General features: G+C 71.0%; 26 protein-coding genes. 17 read left to right on the plus strand and 9 right to left on the minus strand.

The features are described from left to right. Positions 1–258: 258 nt before the first annotated feature. Positions 259–939 (minus strand): hypothetical protein, encoded by a 681-nt coding sequence (locus AB0C30_RS22575; protein WP_357947047.1) that lies wholly within the window; start codon positions 937–939, stop codon positions 259–261. A 183-nt stretch (positions 940–1,122) separates the two neighbouring features. Between AB0C30_RS22575 and AB0C30_RS22580 the strand changes: the two genes are divergently transcribed. Together AB0C30_RS22580 and AB0C30_RS22585 are read left to right on the plus strand one after the other, a co-directional pair. After that, on the plus strand, positions 1,123–1,680 hold the full coding sequence (locus AB0C30_RS22580) for a hypothetical protein (protein WP_357947050.1): 558 nt from the start codon (positions 1,123–1,125) through the stop codon (positions 1,678–1,680). Between the two features lie 75 nt (positions 1,681–1,755). Next, a complete protein-coding gene (locus AB0C30_RS22585) occupies positions 1,756–2,499 on the plus strand; it encodes an isocitrate lyase/phosphoenolpyruvate mutase family protein (protein WP_357947053.1) in 744 nt (247 codons plus the stop codon). Positions 2,500–2,511: 12 nt separating this feature from the next. Here AB0C30_RS22585 and AB0C30_RS22590 read toward each other — a convergent pair whose 3' ends face one another. Further along, the gene (locus AB0C30_RS22590) at positions 2,512–2,904 is read right to left on the minus strand and encodes a VOC family protein (protein WP_357947056.1); all 393 of its coding nucleotides are present in this window, start codon (positions 2,902–2,904) and stop codon (positions 2,512–2,514) included. A gap of 63 nt (positions 2,905–2,967) precedes the next feature. On the opposite strand from AB0C30_RS22590, the gene AB0C30_RS22595 reads away from it, so the two are divergent. Together AB0C30_RS22595 and AB0C30_RS22600 are read left to right on the plus strand one after the other, a co-directional pair. After that, on the plus strand, positions 2,968–3,393 hold the full coding sequence (locus tag AB0C30_RS22595) for a MarR family winged helix-turn-helix transcriptional regulator (protein ID WP_357947059.1): 426 nt from the start codon (positions 2,968–2,970) through the stop codon (positions 3,391–3,393). A 43-nt stretch (positions 3,394–3,436) separates the two neighbouring features. Further along, positions 3,437–4,309 (plus strand): LLM class flavin-dependent oxidoreductase, encoded by an 873-nt coding sequence (locus AB0C30_RS22600; RefSeq protein WP_357947062.1) that lies wholly within the window; start codon positions 3,437–3,439, stop codon positions 4,307–4,309. 1 nt (position 4,310) lies between these two features. Here AB0C30_RS22600 and AB0C30_RS22605 read toward each other — a convergent pair whose 3' ends face one another. Next, on the minus strand, positions 4,311–5,213 hold the full coding sequence (locus AB0C30_RS22605; protein ID WP_357947065.1) for a ribonuclease Z: 903 nt from the start codon (positions 5,211–5,213) through the stop codon (positions 4,311–4,313). Positions 5,214–5,231: 18 nt separating this feature from the next. Further along, positions 5,232–6,134 carry a class I SAM-dependent methyltransferase gene (locus tag AB0C30_RS22610; protein ID WP_357947067.1) on the minus strand — a complete coding sequence of 301 codons (903 nt, stop codon included), beginning with the start codon at positions 6,132–6,134 and terminating at the stop codon, positions 5,232–5,234. Positions 6,135–6,241: 107 nt separating this feature from the next. Between AB0C30_RS22610 and AB0C30_RS22615 the strand changes: the two genes are divergently transcribed. The 12 genes from AB0C30_RS22615 to AB0C30_RS22670 all read left to right on the plus strand — a co-directional run bounded on the left by AB0C30_RS22615 (position 6,242) and on the right by AB0C30_RS22670 (position 21,240). Continuing rightward, positions 6,242–6,757 (plus strand): methylated-DNA--[protein]-cysteine S-methyltransferase, encoded by a 516-nt coding sequence (locus tag AB0C30_RS22615; protein ID WP_357947070.1) that lies wholly within the window; start codon positions 6,242–6,244, stop codon positions 6,755–6,757. Positions 6,758–6,812: 55 nt separating this feature from the next. After that, on the plus strand, positions 6,813–7,718 hold the full coding sequence (miaA, locus tag AB0C30_RS22620) for a tRNA (adenosine(37)-N6)-dimethylallyltransferase MiaA (RefSeq protein ID WP_357947072.1): 906 nt from the start codon (positions 6,813–6,815) through the stop codon (positions 7,716–7,718). 9 nt (positions 7,719–7,727) lie between these two features. After that, positions 7,728–8,540 carry a diaminopimelate epimerase gene (gene dapF / locus AB0C30_RS22625; RefSeq protein ID WP_357947075.1) on the plus strand — a complete coding sequence of 271 codons (813 nt, stop codon included), beginning with the start codon at positions 7,728–7,730 and terminating at the stop codon, positions 8,538–8,540. 66 nt (positions 8,541–8,606) lie between these two features. Next, on the plus strand, positions 8,607–9,362 hold the full coding sequence (locus tag AB0C30_RS22630; RefSeq protein WP_357947078.1) for a hypothetical protein: 756 nt from the start codon (positions 8,607–8,609) through the stop codon (positions 9,360–9,362). A gap of 19 nt (positions 9,363–9,381) precedes the next feature. Then, positions 9,382–11,658, plus strand: a complete 2,277-nt coding sequence (locus AB0C30_RS22635) for a tetratricopeptide repeat protein (RefSeq protein WP_357947081.1) — start codon at positions 9,382–9,384, stop codon at positions 11,656–11,658. Positions 11,659–11,702: 44 nt separating this feature from the next. Further along, positions 11,703–12,461, plus strand: coding sequence for a glucose 1-dehydrogenase (locus tag AB0C30_RS22640; RefSeq protein WP_357947083.1), 759 nt, complete (start codon positions 11,703–11,705; stop codon positions 12,459–12,461). A 192-nt stretch (positions 12,462–12,653) separates the two neighbouring features. Next, on the plus strand, positions 12,654–13,016 hold the full coding sequence (locus AB0C30_RS22645; RefSeq protein WP_214638474.1) for a phosphomannose isomerase type II C-terminal cupin domain: 363 nt from the start codon (positions 12,654–12,656) through the stop codon (positions 13,014–13,016). Between the two features lie 319 nt (positions 13,017–13,335). Next, a complete protein-coding gene (locus AB0C30_RS22650) occupies positions 13,336–15,843 on the plus strand; it encodes an FAD-dependent oxidoreductase (RefSeq protein WP_357947086.1) in 2,508 nt (835 codons plus the stop codon). Further along, a complete protein-coding gene (locus AB0C30_RS22655; protein ID WP_357947089.1) occupies positions 15,840–17,042 on the plus strand; it encodes a sarcosine oxidase subunit beta family protein in 1,203 nt (400 codons plus the stop codon). Before AB0C30_RS22650 ends, AB0C30_RS22655 begins: the two co-directional genes overlap by 4 nt. Next, positions 17,042–17,290, plus strand: coding sequence for a sarcosine oxidase subunit delta (locus tag AB0C30_RS22660; RefSeq protein WP_357947092.1), 249 nt, complete (start codon positions 17,042–17,044; stop codon positions 17,288–17,290). The genes AB0C30_RS22655 and AB0C30_RS22660 overlap by 1 nt, the downstream gene beginning before the upstream one ends. Then, positions 17,287–20,508: a 2Fe-2S iron-sulfur cluster-binding protein gene (locus tag AB0C30_RS22665; RefSeq protein ID WP_357947094.1), complete on the plus strand. Its 3,222-nt coding sequence runs from the start codon at positions 17,287–17,289 to the stop codon at positions 20,506–20,508. The genes AB0C30_RS22660 and AB0C30_RS22665 overlap by 4 nt, the downstream gene beginning before the upstream one ends. 63 nt (positions 20,509–20,571) lie before the next feature. Continuing rightward, entirely contained in the window at positions 20,572–21,240 is a 669-nt protein-coding gene (locus AB0C30_RS22670) for an HNH endonuclease family protein (protein WP_357947097.1), read from the plus strand. Between the two features lie 44 nt (positions 21,241–21,284). Here the strand turns inward: AB0C30_RS22670 and AB0C30_RS22675 are convergent, their stop codons facing one another. Genes AB0C30_RS22675 through AB0C30_RS22685 form a run of 3 tightly spaced genes read right to left on the minus strand, consistent with a single transcriptional unit; the run spans position 21,285 to position 23,547 of the window. Then, on the minus strand, positions 21,285–21,599 hold the full coding sequence (locus AB0C30_RS22675; protein ID WP_357947100.1) for a PepSY domain-containing protein: 315 nt from the start codon (positions 21,597–21,599) through the stop codon (positions 21,285–21,287). 35 nt (positions 21,600–21,634) lie between these two features. Then, positions 21,635–22,873, minus strand: a complete 1,239-nt coding sequence (locus AB0C30_RS22680) for a HAMP domain-containing sensor histidine kinase (protein WP_357947103.1) — start codon at positions 22,871–22,873, stop codon at positions 21,635–21,637. After that, positions 22,870–23,547 carry a response regulator transcription factor gene (locus AB0C30_RS22685; protein WP_357947106.1) on the minus strand — a complete coding sequence of 226 codons (678 nt, stop codon included), beginning with the start codon at positions 23,545–23,547 and terminating at the stop codon, positions 22,870–22,872. Before AB0C30_RS22685 ends, AB0C30_RS22680 begins: the two co-directional genes overlap by 4 nt. A gap of 93 nt (positions 23,548–23,640) precedes the next feature. Here AB0C30_RS22685 and AB0C30_RS22690 point away from each other — a divergent pair, with 93 nt between their 5' ends. Continuing rightward, positions 23,641–24,069, plus strand: coding sequence for a hypothetical protein (locus tag AB0C30_RS22690; protein WP_357947108.1), 429 nt, complete (start codon positions 23,641–23,643; stop codon positions 24,067–24,069). On the opposite strand, the gene AB0C30_RS22695 is transcribed toward AB0C30_RS22690, so the two are convergent. After that, positions 24,053–25,966, minus strand: a complete 1,914-nt coding sequence (locus AB0C30_RS22695; protein ID WP_357947111.1) for a hypothetical protein — start codon at positions 25,964–25,966, stop codon at positions 24,053–24,055. The two genes, AB0C30_RS22690 and AB0C30_RS22695, sit on opposite strands and share 17 nt — an antisense overlap. A gap of 62 nt (positions 25,967–26,028) precedes the next feature. Further along, the gene (locus AB0C30_RS22700) at positions 26,029–26,241 is read right to left on the minus strand and encodes a DUF2277 domain-containing protein (protein WP_225290696.1); all 213 of its coding nucleotides are present in this window, start codon (positions 26,239–26,241) and stop codon (positions 26,029–26,031) included. Position 26,242: the final 1 nt, after the last annotated feature.

Raw genomic sequence — 26,242 nt, forward strand, 5'->3', positions numbered from 1 at the left:
CCCCACCGCGACGGCCCGCCTTCAACCACCCCCGAACGGGACATCCCACAAAAGGACCCCAGCCACGACGGACCGTCACAGGGATCGAGACGGTCATGTGACGGACCGATCCGTTGTGACGGGGTCTCTGTGGGGGTTGCCCTTCGGGGGAGCAGATGACGCTGGGCCGTTGTGGTGTGGACTCCTGCACCCTTCAGGGGATGAAGGCGGTCTGTCATGGCTGGCGGCCCTGTCCAGGGACGCCCTCTTCGGGGAGAGTCATCGGCCGAGGCGGTTGAGGAGCCGGTAGCAGTAGTCGCGGCGGAAGTCGAGGAAGGTCGCGCACGGGTCGGTCCTCAGGGGCGCGGCAGGCTCCGGTCTTTGCGTGGACGCGCTTGTCCGGGGCGCCTGCGCGGTGGCCAGGGTCGGCTGCGCGGTGGTCACGGTCGCCGGTGCGGCCGGCTCGAGGTCGGTGCTCTTCGGCGGGGGCGGCGAGGATCTGGGCGCCCGCGTCCTTCCCGCCGGGCCGCTCGGTGTGGCGCTGTCCCTCCGCGCGGGCGGTGGCAACGCTTCGCCCACTCCCGGGCTCGGTGAGGGTACGGGCCGCGGGCGGGCCTCGATCTCCCCGGGCGTCAGGGCCTTCTTGGGCGCGAGGTCCTTCTCGCGTGTCAGGCCCTTCTCAGGCGTCAGGTCATCCTCGGGTGCCAGGCCCTTCTCGGGTGTCAGGCCCTTCTCCGGAGTCGGGCCGTTCTCCGGCGGCGGGCCGCCGTCCGCCGCCAGGCTGTCGGCCGGGGTCGCGTACGAGGGCCATGACGTCGGGAGCGGTGGACGACTCGCCGGCGTAATGCTTGATCCATGGGAAAGCCCGTTTTCCTGATCATTTTCCGGCGCCTTTTCCCGCTCGGGACTTTGCGATCCCATGAACGCCAGGAAAATACCGAGCGCGGCGATGACGATCACCCCGGCCACACCTGCCGCGGCTGCCAGGCGGTCACGACGACCTGGCCGAATGGCATGAAGTGGTGACAAGTCGTGATTCCTTTGTGATTGGTGCGCGAGCATTCCACTCCTGCGGCTAGTGTGGTCCATCACCCGCGGAAGCCGGCGAGCTTTCCCGATACGACCGCAGGGAGTCGCACCACCATGCAAGATCCGATGGAGCCGGATCGCCAGGAGATCCTCACCGGGCCGGGCGATATGCCGAGACCTGCCAGAAAAGCCAGGTCCACCGACAACAAGAAGACCGTCGTCATCGCCGCGTCGGCCCTCGTGGCCGTGCTCGCGGCGGGTGGCATCGGCTTCGCGCTGGCGGGCGGCCCCGCCCAGCCGACGACGCCGGCCGGTCAGGCGGGCCAGTCGAGCCAGGCCGCCACCGCCGACGAACTGCAGCAGGACGAAGAGGCGTCCATGGGCGACGCCAAGACGGACGCCCCCGACGCCGGCACCCCGTCCGACGTGGCCGACGAACCCTTGACCGACACGGGCGCCACCGACACGGGTAACACCGACAACACGGGTAAGGCGGACAAGGGCCTCGACAAGGGGTCGGCGGGCACCGACTCGCGCACCACGCCTCCGACCCAGAACGGCAAGAAGCCCACGTCAGCGCCGACCAAACCGGCGCAGGAGTCCGCGGGCGAGAGCCCGGCGGACGGCCCGGCGGGCCAGGTCATCGGACAGTGCTCCAAGAGCGGCTGCTGACCGCGCCAAGTGGCTCGGCGGTTCCCCGGGGCATTGGCCCTTTGGTGGGAGCCGCTTCCTTCCTAGGCTGCCCGCATGACCACTGACAAGGCGGCTCTGCTGCGCGCTCTCCACGTGCCCGGCAACCCGCTGGTGCTGCCCAACGTCTGGGACGCGGCGTCCGCGCGAGCCGTACAGGAGGCCGGCTTCCCGGTGATCGCCACGGGAAGCGCGGCCGTCTCCCAGGTGCTGGGTTACGAGGACGGCGAGGGCACCCCCGTCGACGAGATGATGGCCGCCGTGGCCCGCATCACGCGCGTGGTGGACGTGCCCGTGACGGCGGACGTCGAGCGCGGTTACGGCCTGAAGCCGGCCGAGCTGGTCGAACGCCTGGTCGCGGCCGGTGCGGTGGGCTGCAACCTGGAGGACTCCGACCCCCGCACCGACGTGCTCGTCGACGTGGAGGCACAGGCCGAGTTCCTGGCCGGTGTGCGGGCCGCGGCCGGTCCGGCGCTGGTGATCAACGCCAGGGTCGACACCTATCTGCACGGCGACGGGACGCGGGCGGCGGCGGTGGCGCGGGCGCGGCGCTACCTGGAGGCCGGCGCCGACTGCGTCTACCCGATCGTCCTCGGCGACGCGGAGGAGATCCGGGCCGTGGTGAGCGAGGTCGGCGGCCCGGTGAACGTGCTGTTCCGGCCGGGCGTCCCGGATCTTGCCGAGCTGGCCGAGCTGGGGGTGGCCAGGGTCAGCTATGGGGGCGGGCTGCACCGGGCGACGTACGACTACGCTCGCGGCCTGATCCAGGCGATCGACGAGGGCCGCAGCCCGTACGAGTGACCGCGTCCCTGCTCAGTAGGACTGGAACTCCACCAGGTTGCCTTCCGGGTCACGGACGTGAGCGGCTCGCACGCCCCAGCCGGGCCGATCCGCGGGCTCGGTGACGGACCGGCCGCCATGGGCCAGGCAGACGGCGTAGGCCCGGTCGACGTCGGCCACCCGGCTGACGAGCATGACGCGATCCTGGGCGGCGGCGTCCACCGGCAGGGCACCCGCGACCTCGGGCATGAAGCCACGGTCGAGCATCGACAGCACCCCCTCAGAGCCCACGTCCCAGTGCGCGTAGGGACCGTCCGGGCCGCCCTTCATGAGGCTCGCCCCGAGCACCTCTGGCAGGACCGCGTCGTAGAAGGCGAAGCACTCCGCGAACGCCGAGACCAGCAGCCGAGGATGCAGCACGTCCATCCGGAAATCTCCTTAAATAGTGGGTGGAGACCTATTATTGGGGTTGACCCTACAATATTCAGGATGGAAGCGCTGCCGCCGAGCCTGCTCGGACTCACCACGTACCTGCTGTCGAAGACCGGGAAGGCGGCCAGAGGCCGGCTGGCCGCGCGGCTGGCGGCAGATGGGCTGCGCATGTGGCACATGGCCGTGCTGGCGGCGCTGGCGGATTTCGGGCCGCACGCCCAGCGCGACCTGTCGGCCAGGCTCGGCATCGACCCCAGCGACGTGGTCAAGGTCCTGGACGAGCTCTCGGCGCCCGGCTTCGTCGAGCGCGCTCGCGACCCCGGCGACCGCCGCAGGGTCACCGCCACCATCACCGCCCGGGGACGGCGCGAACTCACCCGCCTGACGCGGGAGGCGCGAGCCATCCAGGACGAGCTCCTCGCCCCCCTCGACGCCGCCGAGCGCGGCCAGCTGCACGACCTGCTCACCCGGATCCTGGTCTAGCGGTTGTTGTCCGGTCCGGGTGCGGGCGGGTAGGAAAGATCTCATGACTGCTCTCGGTGCCGTGTTCCGGCCTCAGCTACCTCCCGAACGGATGCGCGGCGCGGCCCGTGCCGCGGAGGAGGCGGGGCTGGATGAGCTGTGGCTCTGGGAGGACTGCTTCTCCCAGAGCGGCATCGCCAGCGCGGCCGCGGCCCTGGCCTGGACCGAGCGGCTGCGCGTCGGCGTCGGACTGCTCCCGGTGCCCCTGCGGAACGTCGCCCTGACCGCCATGGAGGCGGCCACGCTCCACCGGCTGTTCCCGGGGCGGGTGGTTCTGGGTGTCGGGCACGGCGTACAGGAGTGGATGGCGCAGGCCGGCGCGCGGGTGGACTCGCCCGTGACCCTGCTGCGCGAGCACCTCGCGGCTCTGCGGGCGCTGCTGCGCGGTGAGCGGGTCACCGTGGAGGGCCGTTACGTGCGGCTCGACGACGTCGGCCTCGACTGGCCGCCGGAGACGGCGTCCCCGGTGCTCGCCGGGGCGATCGGGCCGCGCTCGCTGCGCCTGTCCGGCGAGGCCGCCGACGGGACCATTCTCGTCGCCGGGACTCCGCCCGACGAGGTGCGGCGGGCTCGCGGGCTCATCGACGAGGGGCGGGCGGCGGCCGGGCGTACCGACCGCCATGAGGTGATCGTCCACCTGCACGCGGCGACCGGGCCGGACGGAGCCGGACGCCTCAAGGCCGAGCTCGAGCGCTGGGGCGACGCCGGCAAACCGGACTTCGGAGTCGCCGGGGACGCGGGCACGGTGGCCGAGGCCGTACAACGGCTGGCGGACGCCGGGGGTGACACCGTGGTGCTCCAGCCGACGGCGGACGAGCCCGACCTTGAGGGTTTCGTCCGGTTCGTGGCCGAAGAGGTGCGCCCGCTGGTCCCGTGACCTACGGGTGCCGTCGTCGCGGTACGGGGATCTTCATCAGGTCGCGGGCCAGGATGACCTCGCCGTCATAGCTACGCCGTACGTCGCTGAGGAAGGCAGGCTCGTCGGCGAAGCCGTAGCGTTCGGAGAAGTGGGTCAGCACCAGGCGGCGCACACCGGCGTCGGCGGCCACGAGACCGGCCTCGAACGCGGTGAGATGGCCATACTCCTTGGCCAGGGCGCTCTCGGCGGACAGGAACGTCGACTCGATCACCAGCAGGTCGGTGCCGGAGGCGAGTTCGAAGACGGCGTCGCACAGGCGGGTGTCCATGATGAAGGCGGCGCTCTGGCCCGGCTTGGGGACGCTGCACTGGTCGAGGGTGATGCCGCGTACGGACCCGGTGCGCTGGAGCTCGCTGATTTCCGGCCCGCGAATGCCGAAAGATGCCAGCTTGTCGGGCAGCATGCGGCGGCTGGCCGCCTCCTGGAGGCGGTAGCCGTAGGACTCGACGGGGTGGGACAGACGGCGGGCGGTCAGCGGGCCGATCGTGGCCTGCTCGCCGCTGACCGGCCGCTCCTCGATGACTGTGGTGTCGGCGAAGACGGCGGCATGCCGGAGCCGCTGCCAGTAGCCGGCGCCGGAGGCGGGGTAGACCGCTCGCACGGGATGCCGGACCTTGTCACGCGCGATGCGCTGCACCACGCCGGGCACTCCCAGGCAGTGATCGCCGTGGAAGTGGGTCAGGCACAGCCAGTGGACGTCGTTGGCGCTGACCCCCGCGTGCACCATCTGCCGCTGCGTGCCCTCACCCGGGTCGAACAGGAACCCCTGGCCGTCCCAGCGCAGCAGGTAACCGTTGTGGTTGCGGTGGCGCGTGGGCACCGCGCTGGAGGTTCCCAGGATGACGAGTTCACGGGATGACACGAGCGCGATGGTAGACCGTCAGCGCCGGGTGAGGCGTCTGCGGGTCCAGCGGACCGCGCGGTGGACGACGGGACCGACCAGGCTGATCTCCTTGGTGGCCGTCTTCAGCGCCTGGACAGTGGTGCGGGACTCGGCCGCGGTCTTCTTCAGGTCCGCCGCCGTACGCCGGAGCTCGGCGCTGAGCCGGCCCAGCTCGCTCAGCTCACCATCCGGTGCGGGCGGCTTCTTGCGCTGGTTGATGCGGACGAGTTCGCGTTCGCCGAGTATGTCCGTGGTGTGCCAGAGCTCGGGGGTGGCCGCCAGCCATGCGAGCAGGCGCCGCTGGACGGGGACGGGATCGCCCCATGTGGCGTACAACTTCTGTGAGCTGACGCAGATCGGCGACAGTCCGAGCCCGGCGACCGCCTCCCAGACCGCCAGCGCGACGCCCGGCGTGTGCTCGCTGCGGTAGTCGTCGAAGGCGGCGATCCCGTCACCCCGCAGCACCGTCCGCGCCGCCAGGACGTCCTCTTTGACGTGCGCGTAGAGGTGTGAGGCGTCGACGTGGACGAACCGGCAGGAGTCCGCCTTGACGTGGTTCAGGATCACCGAGGTCGGGCCGTGCACGATCTCCGGCAGGCTGTCGTGGACGCTCAGGTAGTTCTGCTCGAAGCGTTGCCGGGTGAGGGTGGAGTAGGAGCCGGTGGTCTCGGCCTCGTTCGCGGCGTCCGGCGCTTCCGACTCGAACAGATCGCAGACCGTGAACGTCTCGCCCGGCCGCAGGTGGTCGCCGATCAGAACCGCGCTCTTCCCGAGGTACGCTCCGAGCTCCAGAAGGTCGCCCGGCGCGTCGGCCGACAGAAACCAGCCGAAAAGGCGCTGGTCGGCGGGCCAGAACCAGCCGGGGATCCGGTCGAGTGCGGTGGCGCTCGGTGCTGACATGCTGTGACGGTATCAACACGGATTCCCAGCCCTGAAGAGCCTTTGCCACATGGCCATCCCGGAGTCGCCTAGTGTTTATGCCGGGAGCAATTCCCCCAGGGGAGGACATGATGGGTACGGTCGCGTTCGCCGAGGTGCCGACGCCGGTAGGGCCGTTCGTGCTGGCGGTGACCGAGGTCGGCCTGGCCGCCACGGGATGGGGCTCCCGCACGCATCCGGGGGAGCGGCTCGCGGATCTGACCGAGGTAGACGACCCCGAGCGCACGGCCTTCGCCGTCGCCGAGCTGAACGCCTATTTCGCCGGTGACCTGCGTACGTTCGAGACCCCGATCGACTGGCGCCTGACCGCCGGATCGCGGCGGCAGGTGCTCAAAACCCTGCACGGCATCCCGTACGGCACCGCCGTCACCTACGGCGAGCTGGCCGAGCGGAGCGGTTCGCGGGTGCCGGCCCGCGGCATCGGCTCGATCATGGGCTCGAACCCGATCCCGATCGTGGTGCCCTGCCACCGCGTCGTCGCGGGCAACGGGCTGGGCGGCTTCAGCGGCGGCGAGGGCGTGGAGACCAAGCGCTGGCTGCTGACCCACGAGGGATACCTGCAGCCGACGCTTCTCGATCTCTAGACGCTCGATCTCTAGTCGGTCCGTCCATACCTGCACAGTTGACACACTTGTCGGTGTGCGTCAGCAACCAGTCATCGCCGTCGTGGGCCCCACGGCCGCCGGAAAGTCCGATCTCGCTGTGGACCTCGCGCTCCGGCTCGGGGGCGAGTGCATCAACGCCGACTCGATGCAGCTCTATCGAGGGATGGACATAGGCACGGCGAAGCTTTCCCCGGCCGAACAGCGGGGGGTGCCGCACCACCTGCTCGACATCTGGGACGTCACCGAGACCGCCAGCGTGGCCGAGTACCAGAAGCTGGTCAGGCCGCTCATCGAGTCACTGGCCGCGCCCGTGCTGGTCGGCGGCAGCGGGCTCTACGTGCGCGCGGCCATCGACGACCTGGACTTCCCCGGCACCGACCCGGAGATCAGGGCCCGGCTGGAGGCCGAGCTGGCCGAACGCGGCCCGGCACCGCTGTACGAGCGGTTGCGCGAGGCCGATCCGGCCGCCGCGTCGGCGATCCTGCCGAGCAACGGCCGCCGCATCGTGCGCGCGCTGGAGGTGATCGAGCATTCGGGCCGCCCGTTCTCGGCCACCATGCCGTCGTTCGAGGCGCTCTACCCGAGCGTGCAGATCGGGCTGGAGGTGCCCAGGCCGGAGCTCGACGAGCGGATCGAGGTCCGGGTCGGGCGCATGTGGGCGGCGGGCCTGGTCGACGAGGTGCGGGCGCTGCTCGGGCAGGGCCTGGCCGAGGGGCGTACGGCGAGCCGCGCGCTGGGCTACGCCCAGGTGGCGCGCTTCCTCGACGGCGAGTGGACCGAGGAGCAGGCGTTCGCCGAGACAGTCCGGGCGACCAGGCGCTTCGCCCGCCGCCAGGAGTCGTGGTTCCGCCGCGACCCGCGGGTCCACTGGCTGCCCTACGACGCCCCTGACCTGCTGGAGCGGTCCCTGGCGCGGATCGCCGGCCAAGGCTCCGCATAAAATGGTCAAATGCGCTTCCTTAAGGGTCACGGCACCGAGAACGATTTCGTCATCCTCCCTGACCCCGAGGGCGAGCTCGACTTGTCCGCCGTGCTGGTCGCCAAGATCTGCGAACGGCGCGCCGGGATCGGCGCCGACGGCGTCCTGCGCGTGGTCCGCACCAAGCTGAGCCCCGAGGTGGCCGACCAGGCCGCCACGGCCGAATGGTTCATGGACTACCGCAACGCCGACGGCAGCATGGCCGAGATGTGCGGCAACGGCGCCCGCGTCTTCGCCCGCTACCTCGTCGAGACGGGGCTGGTCGGGGAGAGCGACTTCAGCGTGGCGACCAGGGGCGGCGTCAGGAAGATCCGCATCGAGGACAACGGCGACGTCACCGTCGACATGGGCAAGCCCGTCGTCCGCGGCCACAGCGTCACCACCGTCGCCGGTCACGAGTACGAAGGCGTCCACGTCGACATCGGCAACCCGCACCTGGCCTGCCCCATCGGCGACCCCGTCGTCCAGCTCGACCTGACCCACCAGCCCGGCTTCGACCCGGGGGTCTTCCCCAGCGGCGTCAACATCGAGCTGTTCAACGCGGTGGGCCCCAGCCGCGCGGTCATGCGCGTCTACGAGCGCGGCTCGGGCGAGACCCGCTCCTGCGGCACCGGCACGGTCGCCACCGCCGTCGCGGCGGCGGCCCTGAGCGGGGAGACCACCGGTAAGTGGACGATCGAGGTGCCCGGCGGCACCGTCGTCGTCACGCTCACCGAGGAGACCAGCTACCTGACCGGCCCCGCCGTGATCGTCGCGGGCGGGAACCTGATGCTTGCAGAATGATGTTCTCCTGAGGGATGCTGAGTCCACTTGCCGAACTGAGCTTTTGCGAGCGGAGGGAAGGTGGACATGGCGGACCCCAGAACCACGGCGGCGCGCGTCAAGGGCCCCATCGGCCAATACGGCGGCGGCTTCATGGTCTCCAGGGAGGCCAAGGCCCGTTGCGAGGAGTACGGCCTCGGCCCGCGTGAGTTCTACTTCCGCGGGCGCTGCGGGGTCCTCGGCGAGTGCGCGGCCGACGTCGTCACCTCCGTCGCGGTCTTCTTCCCCGCCGCCCACGTCGAGGAGAGCTGGTACGGCGGGCGCAAGCTGAGCGTCGAGCGGGCCGTCGAGGTCTACACCGACGTCTGCCACGAGTGGGGGCGGCGCAGGCTCGGCGACTACGACGGCTGCGCCAGGCTCGCCGAGCTGCTCGAACCGGTCGTCGCCCAGGCCCCGGCCGCCGGGGCGCCGCTGTTCGCCGGGTGGCGGGCCGTACCCCTGCCCGACGACGCGCCCGCGCGGGCCACGCAGCTCATGCACGTCGTACGGGAGCTGCGAGGGGGGCTGCACGCCAACGCGGTGATCGCGGCGGGCCTCGACCCGCTGGAGGCGATGCTGGCGGCCGACCACGACGGCACTCCTTTCGGACACTCCACGGGTGAGGTGATGGCGAAGTTCTTCACGTGGCCGGAGCCGTACCAGAAGCCGAGTCCCGCTGTCGTCGCGAAAAGGGTCGCGGTCGAAGAGGCGACCGATGATCTGCTGGCATCTGTATTTTCGGTACTCAACAATGACGAATCGGACGAGCTCATCGAGCTTCTGCGTTTTGGGCACGGTGATTGACCTGGCAGACTGACTGCTCATGGACGTGGACATCTGGGCCTGGGTCGGTGAAACCCAGCAGCAGCTTTCTGAGGCGGGCAACGTGGGGCTCGCCATGGCGCTGGGAGACCTGCCCGCACAGGCCTACGAGGGGCGATACCCCCAGCTAGACGTGATGGCTCCGGCCATCGCCCAGCAGGCGGAGGCCCTGGAGCTCCCGTGGCTCGAGTTCTACGCCCGCTACTGGCACCTGCTCGGCCGCGTGGGCGACCGCGCGCAGGGTGCCGTCGCGATCGGTGACGCCGAGCACCTGCTGTCGTTCGCTCAGCGCGAAGAGGTGCGTGACTGCCCGGCCACCCCGGCCGCGGTCGAGGCGCTCGCCCTGGCGTGGGCCAACGCCGACGGTCCGGGCTACGCCGGCGAGCGCCTGGAGACGCTCGACGCGGTCATCCAGGACCTGGAGCCGGCCAACCCCGCCTACACCGGGCTGGTGACGCAATACGTCGCCGCGCTCATCGACGCGGGCCGGGCCGGAGAGGCCGTCACCTACGCCGAGACCGCCGTCGAGCGGCTGCGCGCCGCCGACCGCGAGGCCAGCTGGGAGCTCGGCGCCGAGAGCGCCCGCGCGCTGCTGGCCGCCGGGCGCGGTGAGGACGCGCTGGCCGCGCTCCAGGCCGCGGCCGACTTCCAGGCCGACGACCCGGTGTCCAAGGAGCGCAACGACGGCGTACGCCGCGCGCTGATCCTGGCCACGCTGGGCCGCATCGCCGAGGCCGTCGACGCGCTGCCCGACCTCGACGTGGTCGGCGAGCACCCGCGCTCGTGGGTCGAGTGGACGCACGCCGTCGCCAAGCTGGCCGGCTCCTCGCAGATCACCAACACCTGGCAGCTGGGCCGCGTGCTGCGCCAGTGGATCGACTACTACGGCATGATGGGCGGCTACCGCGCCCGTTTCGAGCTCTCGCTGGTCGCGGGCGAGCTGGCCATCGGCAGGCAGAGCGTCTGGCAGGCGAAGTTGCTGGCCGACCTGGCCCAGTCGGCCGCCGCCGAGCTGCGCGACAGCACGGGCGTGGCCGAGCGGATCGCCGCCCTGCGCGCCGCCGCCGACGCGACGACCGAGCCGCCCGCGCCCTGCCCGGTCGAGGAGCGGGTCGCCTACTTCGACGCCGCCGACGGCCACAACGCCGACCCCGAGCGGTGGACCGGCTGGCTGGCCCCGAGGTCCGGCGAGGACCTGGAGACCACCCGCCGCCACACCACCACGCTCGGCTTCCTCGGCTACCCGGCGACGGGCGCCGACATCTACTGGAAGCTGCTGGTCGACTCCGGCGACATCGCCACCGCTGACGCCGACGACGTCTCCACGCTGACCACGCTGCTCATCGAGGCCCGCCAGGACGAGCGGCTGGAGCAGATGGCGGCGCTGCTGCCGCACGACACCCAATACCTCGCGATGGCCCGTCTCCACAGCGCCCGCGAGCGCTGGCCGGAGGCGCTGGAGGCGGCCGAGCACGCCGTGGCCGCCGGGGGCGGCATCGAGGCGCGCCGCCTGGTCGCCACCGCGGCCCAGCAGCTCGACGACAACGCCAAGGGCGCCAGGGCGCTGCTCGAAGTGATCGACGAGATCACCGAAGAGGACACCTGGCGCATGATCGTCATGGCCACCTCGAGCGAGGACTGGGACATCGTCCGCAAGGGCACGGCCAAGATCGGCATGCCGGTCAAGTCGACCGAAGGGCCGATCGAGGAGGAGATGGGCCTGATCCGGGTCATCCTCCCCGCGCCCGACGGCGGCCAGCGCCAGATCCTGTCCATCCGCACCGGCCCGGCCACCGCCCGGCTCGCCCTGCCGCAGCCGCGCGGCATGGACTACAACGCCGGCGACCTGGTCGTCTTCGACCCGCAGCTGCTGGAGCCGGTCCCCGACGACCCCGAAGAGCAGCAGAACTTCGTGCCGCCCTTCGCCGCGGTGCGCATCCTCCGCCCCGGCGGCTACACCAGCTACTTCTTCGACGGCGCCGCGCCGAGCGAGGAGGACTGGGCGGAGTTCACCGAGGTCATGGCCGAGCGCGGCTGGCCGATGTGGGTCTACAGCGACGAGAACTACATGGTCACCCACCCGACCGGTGGCGAGCCGCTGCCCGGCGTGTTCGGCTGGGTCGCGGTGCCGCCGGACGTGTCGGCGACCGAGGTCGACGCCCTGCTCGACGACGCCACCGAGCGCTGGTCGCACCCGCTGGCCTGGCTCGACCTGGCCAAGGAGGTCGACGTGGAGGTCGAGCGTCACGAGCGGATCGTCAAGGAATACGGTCTCTAGGATTCAGCAACGCGTCAACCTCGACAAGGAATACGGTCTCCAGGATGCTGCAACGCTTCAGCCTTGACGGGAAGGTCGCCATCGTCACCGGCGCGTCGTCGGGGCTGGGCGTGGCCTTCGCCCGCGGGCTGGCCGAGGCCGGGGCCGACATCGTGATCGGGGCCCGGCGGCAGGATCGGCTGGACGAGACGCGGCGGCTGGTCGAGGAGACCGGCCGCCGGTGCCTGGCCGTGCGGACCGACGTGGCCAAGGTCGAGGACTGCCAGGCGCTGGTCGACGCGGCCGTGGAGACCATGGGCGCGGTCGACGTGCTGATCAACAACGCCGGGGTCGGCACCGCCGTGCCGGCGCTGCGGGAGACGCCGGAGGAGTTCCGGCAGGTGGTCGACATCAACCTGCACGGCACGTACTGGATGGCGCAGGCGTGCGCACGGGTGATGCGGCCCGGCTCGTCGATCGTCAACATCGGCAGCATCCTGGCGGAGACGACGGCCGGGCTGCCGCAGGCCGCCTACAGCGCGTCGAAGGCGGCGGTGATCGGGCTGACCCGCGACCTGGCGCAGCAATGGACGGGGCGGCGGGGGATCCGGGTCAACTGCCTGGAGCCCGGGTTCTTCGCCTCGGAGATGACGGTGCAGTTCAAGCCCGAGTACATGGAGCGGATGGTCGCGCAGCGGGTGGTCATGGGCCGGGTGGGGGAGGCGGCGGAGCTGGTGGCCGCGGCGGTCTTCCTGGCGAGTGACGCGTCGTCGTACATCACGGGCGTCGTCCTGCCCGTCGACGGCGGCATCCTCATCACCTGACCAACTCGTCTGGCCGCGAGCCGGCCGGTTGCGTATCGCCGGGCTTGTGCGTCGTCTGGCTGCGAGTGGGTCGGTCGTGCGTCTCTGGGCTGTGCGTCGTCTGGCTGCGGCGCCGGACCGCGTACCGCCTGATCAGGGGATGCCTGGTAGTTTGAGCGCGGGTTTATGGCGTGATTTTTCCATGGAGGGGCGATGCAGGACATCGACAGGCTGGCGGCTGTTATCCGTGATGAGCGGCCGTGGGGTGGGTTCGAGCGGTTCACCCTCAACGAGGTGTCCACCGTTAAGATCATCGAGGTCTCGCCGGGGCAGCGGCTGAGCCTGCAGCGTCATGAGCACCGCTCCGAGCTTTGGGTGGCGCTCGACCCGGGATGCGTGTTCGAGGTGGACGGGAAGCGCATCGAGCCCGCTGTGGGGGATCGGGTGCTGATCCAGCAGGGCCAGACGCACCGGCTCAGCTCGTCCGGGCCCGCGACGCGGATCCTCGAGATCGCCTTCGGTCACTTCGACGAGGACGACATCGAGCGCCTTGAGGACTCGTACGGGCGTTCGTAGCCGCCCGGCTCTCCCATCGTGAGGGGTCCCGCCTTTTCAGGCGGGATCCTCTTTTTTTACGGCAGAGCACGGTGGGCCCCACCCCCGCACAGGGCCGGGGCCTGTCCAGGGACACGCTCCTCCGGTGGAGCGCGCTGGGCGCCGTGACGTGCGCCTTCTGGGCCCCGTCCGTGGTCCGGCTGAGAGCCGGTGGCGATTCGGTATGCCCCTCCCCGGGCGACATGTGACCTTGCCGGGGCCTTGTCCGGGGGTGCGGCGGGCTCTATGTTCGTTGCGTAGTCCGGTGCTTGTTGCGTATTAGGGAACAACCGGAGGGCGCATGGTGAGCCGGCCTCGTTTGGTGATCATTGGAGCCGGCATCGTGGGCTGTGCCCTGGCCGACGAGCTCACCGGGCGGGGGTGGACCGATGTCACCGTCGTCGATCGGGGGCCCTTGTTCGCCGCCGGCGGGTCGAGCTCGCATGCTCCCGGACTCGTGTTTCAGACGAACCCATCCAAGACCATGACCGAGTTCGCCTCCTATACCGTGCGCAAGTACAGCGAACTGGCCCTCGCCGGGCGGTCCTGCTTCGACCAGGTCGGCGGCCTGGAAGTGGCCACCACCGAGGAGCGGTGGACGGACCTGCACCGCAAGCAGGGATGGGCCGAGTCCTGGGGCGTCGAGGGGCGGCTGGTCGACGCCGACCAGTGCGTGGAGCTCTGGCCGCTGCTCGACAGGGGCAAGGTGCTGGGCGGCTTCCACGTCCCCACCGATGGGCTGGCCGCGGCCGTGAGCTGCGGTGAGGCGCAGGCGCGGCGGGCGGTCGAGCGGGGCGCCAGGTTCCTTCCGCACCACACGGTCGTGGGCGTCGAGCAGGGGGGCGGCCGGGTGACCGGCGTCGCCGTCGAGGTCCGGCGGCCGGAGTCGCGCGAGGTCGAGTATCGGGTGCTGGCCGCCGAGGTGGTCGTGTGCGCCGCCGGGTTCTGGGGGCCGGCGATCGGGCGGCTGGCGGGGCTGACCGTGCCGCTGCTGCCGCTGGCCCACCAGTACGCCAAGGCGCGGACGCCGGGCGTGCCGGACGGGCCCATCCTGCGGCACCAGGATCGCGACCTGTACTTCCGCGGCCACGGCGACCGCATCGGGATCGGCTCCTACGCGCACCGGTCGATGCCGGTCCGGCAGGACGAGATCGGGCCCAAGGGCACGGTGATGCCCTCGGTGCAGGCGTTCACCGAGGAGGACTTCGATCCCGCGTGGCGGGACGCGGTCGAGCTGCTGCCGGCGCTCAAGGAGTCCACGTACGAGGACGGCATCAACGGGATCTTCTCCTTCACCCCCGACGGGTTCCCGCTGATCGGCGAGGCGCCGCACCTCGACGGGTTCTGGCTGGCCGAGGCCGTCTGGGTCACCCACTCGGCGGGCGTGGCCAGGGCGGTGGCCGAGCTGCTCGTCGACGGGCGGTCCAGCTTCGACCTGCATGAATGCGAGCTGAGCCGGTTCGAGCCGGTGCAGCTGTCGCCCGCGTTCGTCGAAGAGCGCGGTAAGCAGAACTTCGTCGAGGTCTACGACGTCATCCACCCGCTCCAGCCGATGGAGTCGCCGCGGCCGATGCGGACCAGCCCGTTCTATGTCAGGCAGCTCGAGCTGGGCGGCTACTTCCTGGAGGCGGCCGGTTGGGAGCGTCCGCACTGGTTCGAGGCGAATCTGCCGCTGCTGGAGGACCTGGTGCTGCGGCACCACAGCCAGGCGGCCGAGCAGCCAGAAGCCGAGCAGCCAGAAGCCGAGTTGCCCGAAGAGGCGCGCGGCATGGCGGTCGAGCGACTGCTCGGCGTGGCCCAGCGGGACCAGTGGGCCAGCCGCTACTGGTCGCCGGTCGCCGCCGCGGAGTCGCACGCGACCCGGGAGAACGTCGCGCTCTATGACATGACCTCGCTCAAGCGGATCGAGGTCGGCGGCCCTGGCTCGGTGGCGTTCCTGCAGTACCTGACCACGAACAACGTCGACAAGAAGCCCGGCTCGGTCACCTACTCGCTGCTCCTCGACGCGAGCGGCGGTGTGCGCTCCGATCTCACGGTGGCGCGGCTGGCGGAGGACCGGTTCCAGATCGGCGCCAACGGCAACCTCGACCTCGACTGGCTGACCCGCCACGCCCCCGGCGGCGTGTACGTCCGGGACATCACGCCCGGCACCTGCTGCGTCGGCGTGTGGGGGCCGCAGGCCAGGGAGCTCCTTCAGCCCCTCACGGACATGGACCTGTCCCATGAGGGCTTCCGCTACTTCAGCCTCAAGACCGGATATGTCGGGCACGTCCCGGTGACCGCGATGCGCGTCTCCTACGTCGGCGAGCTCGGCTGGGAGCTCTACACCAGCGCCGACCTGGGCCTCAAGCTCTGGGACACACTCTGGGCGACGGGCCTGCCGATCGCCGGGGGCCGGGCCGCGTTCAACAGCCTCCGGCTGGAGAAGGGCTATCGGCTCTGGGGCGTCGACATGACCCCGGAGCACAGCCCGTACGAGGCGGGGCTGGCCTTCGCCGTCAAGGACGGCAAGGACTTCCTCGGCCGGGACGCGCTGTCCACCGAGCTCACCCGCAAGCTGGTCCCGCTGCTCAGCGCGGAGGTCGTGATGGGCAAGGAGCCGGTACGGCACGCGGGCCGCACGGTCGGTTACGTGACGAGCGCCGCCTACGGGCACACGATCCAGCGGCCGATCGCGTACGCCTGGCTGCCGATCGAGCTGACCACCCCCGGGACGCATGTCGATATTTCGTATTTCGGGCGGCGAGTCCCGGCCGAAGTCGCCACCGAGCCCCTGTTCGACCCCAAGATGGAGAAGATCAGAAGGTGACCCACCCGGACTTTCTCTGGCGCAACCCCGACCCCGGGCCCGCCTATGACGTGGTCATCGTCGGCGGCGGCGGGCACGGCCTGGCCACCGCCTACTACCTGGCCAAGAACCACGGGATCACGAACGTCGCCGTACTGGAGAAGGGCTGGCTGGCCGGCGGCAACATGGCGCGCAACACCACGATCATCCGCTCCAACTACCTGTGGGACGAGAGCGCCGCCATCTACGAGCACTCGCTCAAGCTGTGGGAGGGCCTCAGCCAGGAGCTGGACTACGACCTGCAGTTCAGCCAGCGCGGCGTGCTCAACCTGGCGCACAACCTGGGCGACGTGCGTGAGGGCAGGCGGCGGGTCAACGCCAACCGGCTCAACGGCGTCGACGCCGAGTGGCTGGACGCCGACGAGGTCAAGAAATTCTGCCCGGTCATCAACGTCTCCGAGCGCGCCCGCTACCCCGTCATGGGCGCCACGCTGCAACGGCGGGGCGGCATCGCCAAGCACGACCACGTCGCCTGGGCCCTGGCCCGCAAGGCCGACGCCTATGGCATCGACCTGATCCAGGGCTGTGAGGTCACCGGCTTCGAGATCACCGGGAACCGGGCGGTGGCCGTACAGACCTCCCGGGGGCGGATCGCGGCCGGGAAGATCGCGCTCGCGTCCGCCGGGCACACCTCGGTGCTCGCGGCCGAGGCCGGGATCCGGCTGCCGCTCCAGTCGCATCCCCTGCAGGCGCTGGTGTCGGAGCTGCTGGAACCGGTGCTCGACTGCGTGGTGATGTCGAACGCCGTGCACGTCTACGTGAGCCAGGCGCACAAAGGCGAGCTGGTCATGGGCGCGGGTATCGACTCCTACAACTCTTACGGTCAGCGGGGCGCCTTCCACGTCATCGAGGCGCAGATGGCGGCGGCCTTGGAGCTGTTTCCGATCTTCAGCCGGGTGCGGGTGCTGCGAACCTGGGCCGGCATCGTGGACGTCTCGCCCGACGCCTCGCCGATCATCGGGCGTACCCCGGTGGACGGGCTGTTCGTCAACGCGGGCTGGGGCACCGGCGGCTTCAAGGCCACGCCGGGCTCCGGGTGGGTGTACGCGCACACGATCGCGCACGGTGAGCCGCATCCGCTCGCCGAGCCGTTCGCGCTGGAGCGGTTCACCACCGGGGCGCTCATCGACGAGCACGGCGCGGCGGCGGTGGCGCACTGATGCTGCTCATCGACTGCCCCCACTGCGGGCCCCGCGACGAGAACGAGTTCCGCTACGGCGGGCAGGCCGGCATCGCCTACCCCGAGACGCCCGCCACCGTCACGGACGCGGAGTGGGCCGAGTACGTGTTCCTGCGGGACAACCCCAAGGGCTGGTTCGACGAGCGCTGGTTCCACGTCCACGGCTGCCGGACCTGGTTCACGCTCCGGCGGCACACCGTCACCCACGAATTCTGGAAGGCCCCATGAACCGTCTGGACAGGGGCGGTCTGGTGGACCGCTCCGTCGTGCTGTCGTTCAGCTTCGACGGTCGCCGCATGGAGGGGCATCCCGGCGACACGCTCGCCTCCGCGCTGCTGGCCAACGGCGTGCGCGTGGTCGGCCACAGCGTCGAGCTGGGCCGCCCGCGCGGCGTCTTCTCCGCCGGCCCCGAGGAGCCGAACGCCCTGATCCGCGTGGGTGCCGACCCGATGCTGGCGGCCACTACCGTGGAGTTGTACGAGGGACTGGCGGCGTGGAGCCTGCGCGGCAAGGGCCGGGTGGACCCGCACGCGACCGATGATCGCCGCCGCGACAAGGGCTACCTGCACTGTGACGTCCTGGTGGTCGGCGGCGGCCCCGCCGGGCTGGCCGCCGCGCTCAGCGCCGGGGTGGCGGGCGCCCGGGTGATCCTCGTCGACGACCAGCCCCGGCTTGGCGGCGACCTGCTCAACAGTCGGGTTCGCCTGGACGGCGCCCGCGCGCTCGACTGGGTGGCCCTGGTACGGGCCCGGCTGGCGTCCATGCCCGACGTCCGGGTGCTCACCAGGACCACGGCGATCGGCTACTACGACCACAACTACGTGGTGGCCGTCGAGCGCCGCCCCCGGGGTGAGCGGCTGTGGCATCTGCGCGCTGCCCAGGTCGTCCTGGCGACCGGCGCGCAGGAGCGCTCGATCGCCTTCCCCGGCAACGACCGGCCCGGCGTGATGCTCGCCTCGGCCGCCCGTACCTACGTCAACCGGTATGGCGTACGGCCTGGCCGCCGGGTGGTCGTCTTCGCCTGTACGGACTCGGGTTACGAGGCGGCCCGCGACCTGCGGGCGGCCGGGGTCGAGATCGCCGCCATCATCGACCCGCGCCCACAAGCCGGTGCCGAAGCGCTCGCCGGGCAGGTCGTCACGGGGACCGTGGCGGATGCCGACGGGTTGCTCACCGAGGTCCTGGTCGGCGACCGGCGCTTCGAGGCCGACCTGCTGGCCGTCGCCGGCGGCTGGAACCCGGTCGTCCACTTGTTCAGCCAGTCGCAGGGCCGGACCGTGTTCGACGAGGAGGCGCAGGCGTTCGTGCCGGGCGTCTCCGCCCAGGCCGAACGCTCCGCCGGTGCCTGCCGGGGCCGCTACGGCACCGCTGAGGCCATCCAGGACGGCTACGCGGCGGGCTGCCAGGCGGCCCGGCCGACGGGCAAGAGGCAGGGAGGCGGCTTCCGCGTACCGGAGACCGACGAGCTCCCCCTGCGGCCCCCGGCGGCGCTCTGGGCGGTGGACCCGCAGTCGACCGACGCCTTCGCCGATCTGCAGCGAGATGTCACCGTGGCCGATCTCGCCCGGGCCGCGGGGACCGGCATGCGGTCCGTGGAGCACGTCAAGCGCTACACCACCGCCGGAACCGGCGCCGACCAGGGCAAGACGTCGGGCGCCGTGGTGGCGGGGGTGATGTCCGCGCTGCTCGGTGCCGCTCCCGGACAGGTGGGTACGACCACGTTCCGCCCGCCGTACACACCTGTGTCCTTCGCCACGCTCGCCGGACGTGACCGGGGCGCGCTCTCCGACCCGATCAGGACGACCGCGCCACACGCCTCGCACGTCGCGCGGGGCGCGGTGTTCGAGGACGTCGGGCAGTGGAAGCGGCCCCGCTACTTCCCGCTCGACGGCGAGACGATGGAGCAGGCGGTGCTGCGCGAGTGCCGGGCGGCCCGTACGGGTATCGCCGCCATGGACGCCTCCACACTCGGGAAGATCGACGTCAGGGGCGCCGACGCGGGGGAGTTCCTCGACCGGATCTACACGAACATGTACTCCACGCTGCGCGTTGGCTCGTGCCGCTATGGGGTGATGTGCACCGCCGACGGGATGGTGTTCGACGACGGCACGACCACGCGGCTGGCCGATGACCACTATCTGATGACCACGACCACCGGCAACGCGGCGGCCGTGCTCGACTGGCTGGAGGAGTGGCGGCAGACCGAGTGGCCGGGGCTCGAGGTGTCGTTCACGTCCGTGACGGACCACTGGGCAACGGTCGCGGTGGTGGGACCCAAGGCGCGGGAGATCATCGGACTGATCGCGCCGGGGGCCGAGGAGCTGGCGTTCATGACGTACGCGGCCACGAGCGTGCTGGGCGTCGACGGGCGGGTGTTCAGGATCAGCTTCTCCGGCGAGCTGGCCTACGAGGTCAACGTGCCCTGGTGGTACGGCAGGTCGCTCTGGGAGAGCGTGCTGGACCTGGGCGCGGTGCCGTACGGGACCGAGACCATGCACGTGCTGCGGGCCGAGAAGGGGTTCGCCATCGTCGGCCAGGAGACCGACGGCACGGTCACCCCGCAGGACCTCGGCATGTCGTGGCTGGTGTCGAAGCGCAAGCCCGACTTCGTGGGCAAGCGCTCGCACGCGCGGCCCGACACCGCCCGCGACGGGCGCAAGCGGCTGGTGGGGCTGCTCAGCGATGATCCGGCCGCGTTCGTGGCGGAGGGCGCCCAGCTCGTGGGCCAGACTGGGCCGATGCTGGGGCATGTGACGTCCAGCTACCTGAGCGCGGCGCTCGGGCGGAGCTTCAGCCTCGCCATGGTCCGTGACGTGGCCGTCGGCGACCGGCTGTCGGCGGTGTCGGGAGAGGCGGCCGTGCCCGTGACGGTGGTCGAGCCGGTCTTCTACGATCCCGGCAACACCCGGCGCGACGGTGATCCGGCTGCGCGGGCGGTCGCCGGGCGAGTGGCGGACTGCCGCAAGGAGAGCCCGGCGGCGGCCTTCACCGACCGCTTCGAGGCCGCCGGTTCCGAGCGGGTACGCCTGCGCGAGGTGCCCTTCGTACGGATGTGGGAGGTTCGCGGCACCGATCCGGGCGTGGGGCTGCGGCTGGGACCAGACTGGTGGCTCGTGACAGGGGACATCGAAGAGCGGCCCGGGAGGGTGGACGCGTCGGGTGGCGCCGAAGAGCGGCCCGGGTGGGTGGACGTGTCGGGGCAGCGGACCGTGCTGGAGCTCACGGGGCCGGGCGCGCTGGACGTCCTGATCACCGGCTGCCCGATCGACCTGCATCCGGCGGTGTTCCCGGGGCACGCCCAGACGCTGCTGGGCAAGGCGGCCGTCCTGCTCGAACGGTTCTCCGGTCCGGAAGGTCCGGAAGAGGAGGGCGGCTACCGGATCTACGTGCGTTCGTCCTACGCCTCTTACCTCGCCGAATGGTTGCTTGACGCACTTGAGGGATAAATAGGCGCTTAGGGGTAATTGCTCTACCTAGACTTTACGAAAACTTGAGTCTGGGGGTGGAGCGTGCGGCTTCGGGTGGGTTTGGCCGGTTTGGCCACAGTGGGATTGCTCGCGGGATGCGGGCAACTGGATGCGCAGACACCTAAAGCCGACACGGGCAAGGCTTCGTCGGCCGACGTCGGGGACGCCCGCAAGAAACTGGCCAAGCTCGCCGTCAAAGGACGCGCGCCGCGTACCGGCTTCGAGCGCGAGAAGTTCGGCCCGGCCTGGGCGGACGTCGACCACAACGGCTGCGACACGCGTAACGACATTCTGAAGCGCGACCTGAAGGACGAGACGTTCAAGTCGGGCACGCACGACTGCATCGTCCTCACCGGCGTGCTGGACGACCCCTACAGCGGCAAGACCATCACGTTCAAGCGCGGCCAGGACACCAGCACCGCCGTGCAGATCGACCACCTGATCCCGCTGTCGGACGCCTGGCAGAAGGGCGCGCAGCAGTGGACGGCGGACAAGCGCAAGGAGTTCGCCAACGACCCGATGAACCTGATGGCCGTGGACGGGCCGCTCAACGGCCAGAAGAGCGACTCCGACGCCGCGACCTGGCTGCCACCGCGCAAGGCCTACCGCTGCACCTACATCGCCAAGCAGATCGACGTGAAAGCGAAGTACGACCTGTGGCTGACCACCGGTGAGAAGGACGCGATGACCGGCATCCTGGACTCCTGCTGACGATCCGGGCGCGCCATTCGAACAGGCGCGCCCGGATGCCGGTGTCAGCCGTCGTCGTCCGTACGGTCGGTGCCCTGGCTCAGGACCTTCCCGGTGGCCGCGTCGACGTCGAGTTCGTGCTCCACATCGCCCTTGACCACCTCCACCTCCCACACGTCCGGCCGGGTCTCGCGAGCGTCGTAGGAGACCTCCTTGACCCACGCGCCGGGAACCTGCTTGTGCGCGATCTCGATGGCCTGCTCGACCGTGACCTTAGGAGCGGTGAGCGTGGATGTGGCGGTGGCGTAGGCGGCGCCGCCACCCGCGACGAGTACGACGGCACCGGCACCTGCTGCGACGAACTTGGTAATAGTGTTCATGCCTCTACGCAATCGCGATCTCCGGTAAGGCCGCGCTAAGCCCCGGTTAACGTCACCTCCACCACCGTCCCACCCCCAGGCGGGGATGAGACGGACAGTCGCCCGCTTGCGTCCTCGGCCGTACGACGCGCGATGTCCAGACCGAGCCCGGTGGATCCGCCTCCGCTGTTGCCGCGCTCCAGGAGCGCCTGATCGAAGCCGGGACCCTCGTCGGCGATGGTCAGCACGGCTCCGGGAGGGCGGGCGGCCAGCCGTACGGACAGGGCGGCTCCCTCGGGAGTGTGCGCGAACACGTTGCCGAGCAGCGCGTCCACGCAGGCGGCGAGATCCTCCGCGCGGACTGCCACAGGGAGCGGGCCGGACGGCAGGTCCACCTCGACGGCCCGTCCCTGATCCTCCGCGAGCACCGACCAGAACCGCACCCGCTCCCGTACCACCGCCGTCGCGTCGCACTCCTCCAGGTCGGCGGCGCGGCGGCGGGCGTCGGTGATGACCGCGCTGACAGCGCGCTCCAGGTCATCCACGCGGGCTCCGACGCGTTCCGCCTCCTCAGGGTCGCGCATCGACTCCACGTCCAGCCTGAGACCGGTCAGGGGGGTGCGCAGCCGGTGTGACAGGTCTGCCACCGACTCCCGCTCGGCCGCCAGCAGGTCGTGGATCCGCCCGGCCAGGTGGTTCAGCGCGAGCGCCACCGAGCGCACCTCCGGCGGGCCGCCCGGCTCCGCCCGCGCGGCCAGGTCGCCGCCCGCCAGCCGGTGCGAGACCTTGGCCAGCCCGTCGACCGGCCTGGTGACGGCGAGCGCCAGCCGGTCGGCCAGGACGATGCCCAGTACCACCAGCGCCAGGCCGAGCACCAGCAGCGCCAGCCACGCCTCGCGGACCCCGCGCAGCAGTTCCGCCTCGTCCGCGAACGCCCTGATCACCACCGTTCCTTCCGGCGAACGCACCGAGACGAGCACCTCCCTGCCGCCCGGGGCCTCGGCGGTGACGCTGCGGCCGGTCATGGCCAGCCGTACCGCGTCGGAGCGGGGCGCGGCCTGGCCGAGCGTCCGCCCGTCGGGCATGAACACCGTCACGGGGCGGGAGACCTTCGCCACCGCGAGCTCCAGGTCGGGCGTGCCGACCGCGACGGCGACCGACTCGGCGGCGGCGGTGGCGCGGTTCATGGCGCCGTTCTCGGCCACGGAGCGGATCAGCAGCGCCATCGGCACCAGCAGCGCGATCAGCACGACCGAGGTGGTCGCGGCCACCAGCAGCGCCAGCCAGCGCCTCATGACGGTTGGACCAGCTTGACCCCGACGCCCCGCACCGTGTGCAGGTAACGCGGTTCCGCGGCGGTCTCGCCCAGCTTCCTGCGCAGCCACGACAGGTGCACGTCGACGGTCTTGTCCGCCCCGCCGTACGGGAGCTGCCACACCTCGGTCAGCAGTTCCCGCTTGGTGACCACCTCGCCGGGCCGGGCGGCGAGGTAGCTCAGCACGTCGAACTCGCGCGGCGTCAGGTCCAGCTGCTCGCCGCCGATCGTGGCGACCCGCGCACGCGGGTCGACGCGCAGCGCGCCGACCTCCAGCGGCTCGGGCGCGGACTCGCCCGCGCGGCGCAGCACGGCCCTGATCCGAGCGTCGAGCTGCGCGGAGCTGTACGGCTTGACCACGTAGTCGTCGGCACCCGCGTCGAGCACCGGCACCATCTCGGCATCCCCGTCACGGGCGGTGGCGACGATCACCGGCACCCGGCTCACCGCCCGCAGCATGCGCAGCAGGTCCACGCCGTCGAGGTCGGGCAGCCCCAGATCGAGCACGATCAGGTCGGGCCGGTCCTCGACGGCCAGCCGCAACCCGTCCAGGGCCGTGGGGGAGGAGGAGACGGCATGGCCGAGCTCCCGCAGCCCGCGGCTCAGCGCCGTGCGGATCGCCACGTCGTCCTCGATGAGCAGGATGTCAGCCATATATGGCAACGGTAGAGGGTGCCAGGACATGGGCAGGGCCGCCTTATCGTGGCGTTAACCCGGCCTTATCCGGAGAGGGGGGAAACTGGCGTGGTGAAGCGACTCGTACTGGCCTGGGCCGCCACCGCGCTCGCCGCGACGGGTGCGGCCGTGGCGGTGCTCGGGCTGCTCGGCGGAGTGTTCACCGGCACGTCCGGGCGGGTGCTGAGCCAAAGCGAGATCCGCGCCGCCCTCGCCACCGCTACTGTGCGGGCGCCCGGGACCGCCGCCCCGAAGACGTCAGCGGGTCCGCGTGGCGACAAGGTCATCCGTACGGCCGGCGGCACCGTGATCGCCTCCTGCGCGGGCGGCCGGGTGACACTGCGCTCGTGGAGCCCCGCCCAGGGCTACTCCGTCGACGACGTCGACCCGGGCCCCCGGCAGGAGGCCATGGTCGAGTTCGACACCGCCGAGGACGAAGGCACCGACGTCGAAGTGCGGATCGGCTGTTCGGGCGACCAGCCGGTCATGCTTCCGCGCTGAGGGCCGCCTTCGTGAGCTCGGCCTGCCGTCTGATCTGTCCCATGACGATGGGGTTGACGCCCTTCGCCTGGAACAGCGCGACCATCTTGTCCATCACCGCGTTCGCCCGATCGAGGTCGCCCTGCCGGGCTTCGGCCCTGGCCAGGCGGCGCAGCACCATGTTCAGGGTGATGTTGTCGACGCTGGCGTCACGGGCCACCGCGGTGAGCTGCTCGATGCCCTGCTTGAGGTCCGGCGGCCGGACCCGTACCTGCTTGGCGGCGGTGATCGCCTTGAACTCCCGCTCGGCGTTGAGCCCCTTGACCATCCGGGCGTAGACGGCCAGCGGGTGGCCGCCGTACCTGTCGATCACCTCGTCCAGCGCCCGGTTGCCCGAGCTCAGCGTCGGCGAGTCGGAGCCGAGCAGCGAGAACAGCTTGCCCTGCTCGTCGCCGAGCATCAGCTCGGCTACCCGGTGGTCGTCCGCGCCGACCGGGTAGCGCACCTTGATCAGGCAGGCGGGGGAGACGATGCGGGATCCGTCGGCGGCGATGTACTGGCCGCGCACCTGGTACTCGCCGGGCTGCTGGAAGTAGTGCCCGTCGCGGCCGTGCCCGATGTAGGCGCTCCGGTACATGGCCGGGTTGCCCGAGTCGAGCCGGATGTCGGGTGAGGTGTCGACGCAGTGCCGCATCATCGGCCGGTAGAGCACGGTCCTGCCGGTCGGCTGGGTGATGGTGACCTGGGTGAACTCGGTGTCGGGGTGGAGGTGGCCGTGCGTGGTGCGCGGCTCCCCGGCCGTGGACAGCTTCAGCTCCACCACGACGGGCTCGCCGAAGCCGAACGACTCCTTGGCCCGCAGTTCGAGCCGCAGCCCTGACTGGTCCACGACCGGCTGCTCGAAGGGCGCGATGTCGGCGGCGCCCGTGCCGAAGGCGTTCGCGCCCATGGCCACGTCCCGGTAGAAACCATGGCGAAGGTGGACGAGCTCGGGGTCGGTGAACTGGAAGGGGAAGGCGGCCCAGTAGCCCTGCTCGCCGCCGGGTTGGTAGTTCTGGACATAGTTCATCCAGGACAGGTCGCCGAAGCCGCCGTTCGGGCCGAGTGGCTGGGGTGGGTTGCCCAGGTTCTTCTGCCACGAGTGCAGCAGGTTGAAGGCGTGGCCGAGCTCGTGGACGTACGTGCGCAGCTGCGCGCGCTGCGCCTGCGGGGTCCGGCCTTTGATCGCGTCGTAGAAGACCGCGGACCCCTGCCGCTGATGCGCGTCGTCGTAGTCGAACATGATGCCCCGGTAGCCGCCCACGTGCTTGCTGGCCACCAGCAGCCACACCCGCCAGGCCGGTACGTCCCCGAACGCGCTGAACTGCTGCGTCATCGCGTGATGCAGCTCGGCGTCGTCCCACGCCAGGTCCGCGCCCGACCCGTCGACCGGGATCACCCCGGGCGGGTTGACGGTCAGGCGGATCCCCGCCTCGTCGTAGGCGGCGGCCACGCTCAGCTCCCTCGCCGGCGAGCCGGTCGGGCCGGGCAGGGTCCCGGTGTGGTACTTCTCGAACGGCTCGGTGCCCGCCACCGAGTCCTGTTCCAGGAGCACGGTCCGGAAGTGGCGGCCCGAGAACGTCAGCTGATAGGTCTGACCGGCGACCTGGGCGGTGCCCACGGTGCCGCTGATCGCGACCGTCACGTCCTTGGCCGGGGTGTCGAACGAGAACGTCCCGCGTCCGGTGATCTTCGTCCCCGCGCCCTCGGCCGTCGCCGCCGCCGTGTTCACCACGAACGAGCCGGCGTAGGACGTGGTCGCGCCGGCCGTGGTGAACAGGTCCCCGCTCACCCGCCCGGTGGGCCGCGCCCCGTCCACGTCCACCCGGAGTTCGAGGCGCGAGTCTCCGTCCGTACCCTGATACAGCCCACTGATCACGGGGTGCCCCCTGGCGAGATGGATGCGGTTACAGGGGAGACTTCTCCCACCAGGGGATCGTGTCAACGCCCTCCGCGCACCTGTAGCGCCGCGAGCAACTCCTCCGACGCCTTGGTGATCGTCTCGACCGCCCGGTCGAACGCCTCCGCGTTGTGCGCGGCGGGTGCGCGGAACCCGGAGATCTTGCGTACGTACTGGAGCGCCGCCGCCCGTACGTCGTCTTCCGTCACGTCCTCGGTGTACGGCGGGCGCAGGGTCTTGATGCTTCTACACATG

Origin of the sequence: Nonomuraea sp. NPDC048901 (assembly GCF_040649695.1) — a bacterium.
GTDB lineage: Bacteria > Actinomycetota > Actinomycetes > Streptosporangiales > Streptosporangiaceae > Nonomuraea.

Bases quoted from the DNA above. Each gene is read 5' to 3' on its own strand.
- AB0C30_RS22580 (WP_357947050.1), top strand. From the start codon at position 1,123: ATGCAAGATCCGATGGAGCCGGATCGCCAGGAGATCCTCACCGGGCCG.
- AB0C30_RS22585 (WP_357947053.1), top strand. From the start codon at position 1,756: ATGACCACTGACAAGGCGGCTCTGCTGCGCGCTCTCCACGTGCCCGGC.
- AB0C30_RS22590 (WP_357947056.1), bottom strand. From the start codon at position 2,904: ATGGACGTGCTGCATCCTCGGCTGCTGGTCTCGGCGTTCGCGGAGTGC.
- AB0C30_RS22595 (WP_357947059.1), top strand. From the start codon at position 2,968: ATGGAAGCGCTGCCGCCGAGCCTGCTCGGACTCACCACGTACCTGCTG.
- AB0C30_RS22600 (WP_357947062.1), top strand. From the start codon at position 3,437: ATGACTGCTCTCGGTGCCGTGTTCCGGCCTCAGCTACCTCCCGAACGG.
- AB0C30_RS22610 (WP_357947067.1), bottom strand. From the start codon at position 6,134: ATGTCAGCACCGAGCGCCACCGCACTCGACCGGATCCCCGGCTGGTTC.
- AB0C30_RS22615 (WP_357947070.1), top strand. From the start codon at position 6,242: ATGATGGGTACGGTCGCGTTCGCCGAGGTGCCGACGCCGGTAGGGCCG.
- dapF (WP_357947075.1), top strand. From the start codon at position 7,728: ATGCGCTTCCTTAAGGGTCACGGCACCGAGAACGATTTCGTCATCCTC.
- AB0C30_RS22630 (WP_357947078.1), top strand. From the start codon at position 8,607: ATGGCGGACCCCAGAACCACGGCGGCGCGCGTCAAGGGCCCCATCGGC.
- AB0C30_RS22635 (WP_357947081.1), top strand. From the start codon at position 9,382: ATGGACGTGGACATCTGGGCCTGGGTCGGTGAAACCCAGCAGCAGCTT.
- AB0C30_RS22640 (WP_357947083.1), top strand. From the start codon at position 11,703: ATGCTGCAACGCTTCAGCCTTGACGGGAAGGTCGCCATCGTCACCGGC.
- AB0C30_RS22645 (WP_214638474.1), top strand. From the start codon at position 12,654: ATGCAGGACATCGACAGGCTGGCGGCTGTTATCCGTGATGAGCGGCCG.
- AB0C30_RS22650 (WP_357947086.1), top strand. From the start codon at position 13,336: ATGGTGAGCCGGCCTCGTTTGGTGATCATTGGAGCCGGCATCGTGGGC.
- AB0C30_RS22660 (WP_357947092.1), top strand. From the start codon at position 17,042: ATGCTGCTCATCGACTGCCCCCACTGCGGGCCCCGCGACGAGAACGAG.
- AB0C30_RS22665 (WP_357947094.1), top strand. From the start codon at position 17,287: ATGAACCGTCTGGACAGGGGCGGTCTGGTGGACCGCTCCGTCGTGCTG.
- AB0C30_RS22675 (WP_357947100.1), bottom strand. From the start codon at position 21,599: ATGAACACTATTACCAAGTTCGTCGCAGCAGGTGCCGGTGCCGTCGTA.
- AB0C30_RS22680 (WP_357947103.1), bottom strand. From the start codon at position 22,873: ATGAGGCGCTGGCTGGCGCTGCTGGTGGCCGCGACCACCTCGGTCGTG.
- AB0C30_RS22685 (WP_357947106.1), bottom strand. From the start codon at position 23,547: ATGGCTGACATCCTGCTCATCGAGGACGACGTGGCGATCCGCACGGCG.
- AB0C30_RS22700 (WP_225290696.1), bottom strand. From the start codon at position 26,241: ATGTGTAGAAGCATCAAGACCCTGCGCCCGCCGTACACCGAGGACGTG.